This is a genomic window from Actinotalea sp., assembly GCF_041597215.1.
GTDB lineage: Bacteria > Actinomycetota > Actinomycetes > Actinomycetales > Cellulomonadaceae > Actinotalea.
Genome location: NZ_JBFHHB010000235.1, coordinates 1 through 5,039 on the forward strand (window position 1 = coordinate 1; position 5,039 = coordinate 5,039).

General features: G+C 70.7%; 4 protein-coding genes and 1 rRNA gene. All 5 read left to right on the top strand.

What is annotated here, in order from left to right; all coding sequences use genetic code 11:
- The coding region (argH, locus tag ABWK99_RS13515) for an argininosuccinate lyase (protein WP_372595226.1) at nt 1-1,309 on the top strand (1,309 nt) is incomplete at its 5' end.
- Complete coding sequence (locus tag ABWK99_RS13520; RefSeq protein ID WP_372595227.1) at nt 1,306-1,860, top strand: uridine kinase; 555 nt, start codon at nt 1,306-1,308, stop codon at nt 1,858-1,860. The genes argH and ABWK99_RS13520, both read left to right, overlap by 4 nt.
- A complete protein-coding gene (locus tag ABWK99_RS13525) occupies nt 1,857-2,558 on the top strand; it encodes a DNA-3-methyladenine glycosylase (protein WP_372595228.1) in 702 nt (233 codons plus the stop codon). Before ABWK99_RS13520 ends, ABWK99_RS13525 begins: the two co-directional genes overlap by 4 nt.
- Before the next feature lie 23 nt (nt 2,559-2,581).
- Nucleotides 2,582-3,850, top strand: a complete 1,269-nt coding sequence (gene tyrS / locus ABWK99_RS13530; RefSeq protein WP_372595229.1) for a tyrosine--tRNA ligase — start codon at nt 2,582-2,584, stop codon at nt 3,848-3,850.
- Nucleotides 3,851-4,596: 746 nt separating this feature from the next.
- A 16S ribosomal RNA gene (locus ABWK99_RS13535) occupies nt 4,597-5,039 on the top strand; the annotation flags it as partial.

The following is a 5,039-nucleotide window of genomic DNA, read 5'->3' on the forward strand; positions in this document are numbered from 1 at the left end:
CCGCCACGACCTCGCGGGCTCCCGGGCGCACGCCCGGGTGCTCCACCAGGCAGGGCTGCTCTCGCAGGACGACCTCGCCGGCATGATCGACGCGATCGACCGGCTCGACGCGGAGGTGGCGTCCGGTGCCTTCCTGCCGGCGCCCGGTGACGAGGACGTGCACACGGCACTCGAGCGCGGGCTCATCGAGCGGGCGGGGGTGGAGCTGGGAGGTCGCCTGCGGGCCGGCCGCTCGCGCAACGACCAGATCGCCACCCTCGTGCGGATGTACCTGCGTGACCAGGCCCGGCACCTCTCGGGACGTCTGCTGGACGTCGTCGACGCGCTGATCGGGCAGGCCGCCGCCGTCGGTGACGCCCCGATGCCGGGCCGCACCCACCTGCAGCACGCCCAGCCGGTCCTGCTCGCGCACCACCTGCTGGCACATGCCTGGCCGATGATGCGGGACGTCGAGCGGTGGGTGGACTGGGACCGGCGCGCCGCGCGCAGCCCCTACGGCTCGGGGGCGCTCGCCGGCTCCTCGCTCGGTCTCGACCCGGCGGCGGTCGCGGCCGATCTCGGCTTCGACGGACCGGTGGAGAACTCGATCGACGGGACCGCCTCGCGTGACGTCGTCGCGGAGTTCGCCTTCGTCGCGGCGATGGCGGGGGTGGACCTCTCGCGGATCGCGGAGGAGATCATCCTCTGGGCCACCAAGGAGTTCGGCTTCGTCCGCCTGGACGACTCGTACTCGACCGGGTCGAGCATCATGCCGCAGAAGAAGAACCCGGACGTCGCCGAGCTCGCCCGCGGCAAGGCGGGGCGCATGGTCGGCGATCTCACCGGCCTGCTCACGACCCTCAAGGGCCTGCCGCTCGCCTACAACCGCGACCTCCAGGAGGACAAGGAGCCGGTCTTCGACCAGGTGGACACGCTCGACGTCCTTCTCCCGGCCTTCGCGGGCATGGTGGCGACGCTGCGGTTCGACACCGAGCGGATGGCCTCGCTCGCTCCGCAGGGCTTCGCGCTCGCCACCGATGTCGCCGAGTGGCTCGTGCGGCAGGGCGTGCCGTTCCGCGTCGCGCACGAGGTCGCGGGTGCCTGCGTGCGGGAGTGCGAGGGTCGGGGCATCGAGCTCTGGGACCTCTCGGACGAGGACCTCGCCGGGATCTCGGAGCACCTGACCCCGCAGGTGCGGTCGGTCCTCTCGGTGACGGGATCGCTCGCCTCCCGGTCGGCCGCGGGCGGTACCGCCCCGGTGCGGGTCGCCGAGCAGCTCGTGGCCGCTCGCGCCAGGGCCGCCGAGCTCCGGAGCTGGACCACCGCGTGACGTCGGTCGCCGGTCTCGCGGCGCGGGTGCGTTCCGGCGCCCCGCGCCTCGGGCCGGTGCGGCTCGTCTGCGTGGACGGGCCCGCGGGATCGGGGAAGACGACGCTCGCCCGGCAGCTCGCGCAGGTGCTGGACGCGGCGACGCTGCACCTCGACGACCTCTACGAGGGCTGGTCGGGGCTGGACTCGGTATGGCCGCGGCTCGAGGAGCAGGTGCTCGAGCCGCTCGCCGCGGGGCGGCCCGGACGGTGGCAGCGCTACGACTGGGAGAGCGCCTCGTTCGCCGAGTGGCACGAGCTCCCCGTGCCGCGGGTGCTCGTCCTGGAGGGCTGCGGGTCAGCACCCCGGGCGCTGGGCGCCCGCGCCACCCTCGTCGTCTTCGTCGAGGCGCCCTGGCCGGTGCGGCTCGCCAGAGGCCTCGATCGCGACGGGCCCGCGCTGAGCGAGGAGTGGCACCGCTGGCACGCCCTGGAGTCGCGCCACTTCGCAGCGGAGAGCACGAGGGAGCGCGCCGACGTCGTCGTGGACGGCACGCGCCCCGTGGCGCCATGAGCCCGCGGGGAGCCGACCGGCGCTGGTTCGCACGATCGGCGGTCGAGGTGGCCCCGGAGCTGCTCGGTGCCGTGCTCACGACCACCCGGGCGGGGGCGACCGTCTCCGTGCGTCTGACGGAGGTGGAGGCCTACGGCGGCACCGGTGACCCCGTCTCGCACGCGTACCGGGGCCGCAGCGCGCGGAACGCGTCGATGTACCTGGCCGGCGGCCACCTCTACGTCTACCGCCACCTCGGTCTGCACCACTGCGTCAACGTCGTCACGGGACCGGAGGGCGAGGCCGGTGCCGTGCTGCTGCGTGCGGGTGAGGTGATCGAGGGCGTCGCCGCGGCCCACGACCGCCGCGCGGCCACCGGTGTCGTGCGCCGCGAGGTCGATCTCGCGAGCGGCCCGGCACGGCTCGCCGTCGCCCTCGGCCTCGGTCCGGGCGACGACGGCGTCGACCTGCTGGGCGCACGGGTCGGGGGAGGTGCGACGGCGGACGGGATCCGTCTCCTGCTCTCCGTGACGCCGCGCGAGGCGCGATCCGGGCCGCGGGTCGGCGTGAACGAGTCCGGCCGGGACCCGGAGCTCTTCGCCTGGAGGTTCTGGCTGCCAGGGGAGGCCACCGTCTCCACCGACCGTGGGACGTCGAGCCGGCGGGGGTCCGAGCGACAAGATGGCGTCACCGGGCGCTCGCCGCGCACGGCAGACTAGGGCGGACGTCGACGAAGGAGCGAGTGGTGCACATTCTGGACGAGCTGAGCTGGCGAGGACTGCTGGCGCAGTCCACCGACGAGCAGGCGCTGCGTGAGGCGCTGTCCGCCGGGCCGGTGACGCTCTACTGCGGGTTCGACCCGACCGCGCCGAGCCTTCACCACGGCAACCTCGTCCAGCTCATCCTGCTGCGCCATCTCCAGCGCGCCGGGCACAAGGTGCTCGCGCTCGTCGGTGGCGCCACCGGCCTGATCGGGGACCCGCGGATGTCGGGGGAGCGCACCCTGAACACCAAGGAGACCGTTGCCGAGTGGGTCGAGCGGCTGCGCACCCAGATCTCGCGCTTCCTCGACTTCGAGGGCGAGAACCCCGCCGTCATGGTCAACAACCTCGACTGGACGGGTGGCCTGTCCGCGATCGACTTCCTGCGCGACGTCGGCAAGCACTACCGGCTGGGCACGATGCTCGCCAAGGACACCGTCGCGCGGCGGCTCGCCAGCGACGAGGGCCTGAGCTTCACCGAGTTCAGCTACCAGATCCTCCAGGGCATGGACTACCTCGAGCTCAACCGACGCTACGGCTGCACCCTGCAGACCGGCGGGAACGACCAGTGGGGCAACCTGCTCTCGGGGGTCGAGCTCATCCGCAAGGCGGACCAGCGTCAGGTGCACGCCATGACGACGCCACTGATCACCAAGTCGGACGGGACGAAGTTCGGCAAGTCCGAGGGCGGTGCCATCTGGTTGGCGCCCGACATGATGACGCCGTACGCCTTCTACCAGTTCTGGGTCAACGCGGACGACGTCGACGTCGTGCACTACCTCAAGGTCTTCACCTTCCTGACCCCGGAGCGGATCGGCGAGCTCGAGCAGTCCGTCGCCGAGCGCCCGGCGGCGCGTGAGGCGCAACGCGCCCTTGCGGCAGAGGTGACGACGCTCGTCCACGGCCGGGCGGCGACCGACGCGGTGATCGCGGCGAGTGCGGCGTTGTTCGGGCGCGGGGAGATCGGGGAGCTGGACGCCGCGACTCTCGAGGCTGCCGTCGCCGAGCTGCCGCGCGCCTCGGTCGGTGCACAGCTGCCCGCCGTGGTGGATCTCCTCGTCGAGGCGGGCCTCGTGGCCGGCCGCTCGGCCGGTCGCCGAGCGGTGGCCGAGGGCGGGGTCTCCGTCAACAACGTGCGGGTCACCGACGCCGAGGCGACCCTCGGTGAGGAGCACCTCCTGCACGGACGCTGGGCGGTGCTGCGCCGCGGCAAGCGGACGCTCGCGGTCGCCGAGCGGCGCGTCGACTGACCCAGGACCGATCCGCACGACGGCCCCGTCCGGCCCGTGTGGACCCGATCGTCAGCTTCGAGGACCCGATCGTCCGGTTCGTGAGGACCCGATCGTCCGCCTCGTGAGGACCCGATCGCCCGTTTCGTGAGGACCCGATCGTCCGTCTCGTGACCATCTGGCGATCCGGCCCTGACGACCGCCCGGTCCCACCCGCCGCCCTCGTCCGGCGTTTGTGCTGGTCAGGGGTGGTTGTGGGGGTGTTCGGGCGTGTCGGGTGGGGTGGATTTGACGGTGTGTGGGCTCGTGCGTAGTGTTCTACCTCGTTGCCCCGACGGGAGAAACGGACGGGCCGGCAGGTTTCCTGCTGGCGGGCCGGTTCCGCGGGTCGACCACCCTGGTAGTCTTCTTAGGCGCTTCGGCGTCTGATTGGTGTGCCAGAGGTCTGTTCACCGGGTTGGACCGAGTTCGTGGGTTTGACGGGGTGGATCGGGCCAGGTATGATTGGGAAGTTGCCTCCGGCCGGGATGAGAGTCCCGAAGGGATGCGCGTCCGCTCCTTGAGAACTCAACAGCGTGCCAAAAGTCGATGCCATTTGTCGGCGGTGATCGGGGTCTGCCCTTCGGGTGGGTCCGGGTTGTCGTACGACGTGGTTGAGACGAATGTTTTACGTCAGTTGAACATTTGATCGAGGCCAGATGATAACGGTCCTTCGGGGCCACTTCGTGTGTCGGTTGTCCGTGCGTGAGCACGGTTTCCTATAGACATCAACGGAGAGTTTGATCCTGGCTCAGGACGAACGCTGGCGGCGTGCTTAACACATGCAAGTCGAACGGTGATCTCGGAGCTTGCTCCGGGTGATCAGTGGCGAACGGGTGAGTAACACGTGACTAACCTGCCCCCGACTCTGGGATAACCCCGGGAAATCGGAGCTAATACCGGATACGAGACGCACAGGCATCTGTGGCGTCTGGAAAGAATTTCGGTCGGGGATGGAGTCGCGGCCTATCAGCTAGTTGGTGGGGTAACGGCCCACCAAGGCGACGACGGGTAGCCGGCCTGAGAGGGCGACCGGCCACACTGGGACTGAGACACGGCCCAGACTCCTACGGGAGGCAGCAGTGGGGAATATTGCACAATGGGCGAAAGCCTGATGCAGCGACGCCGCGTGGGGGATGAAGGCCTTCGGGTTGTAAACCCCTTTCAGCAG

Bases quoted from the DNA above. Each gene is read 5' to 3' on its own strand.
- ABWK99_RS13525 (WP_372595228.1), top strand. From the start codon at position 1,857: ATGAGCCCGCGGGGAGCCGACCGGCGCTGGTTCGCACGATCGGCGGTC.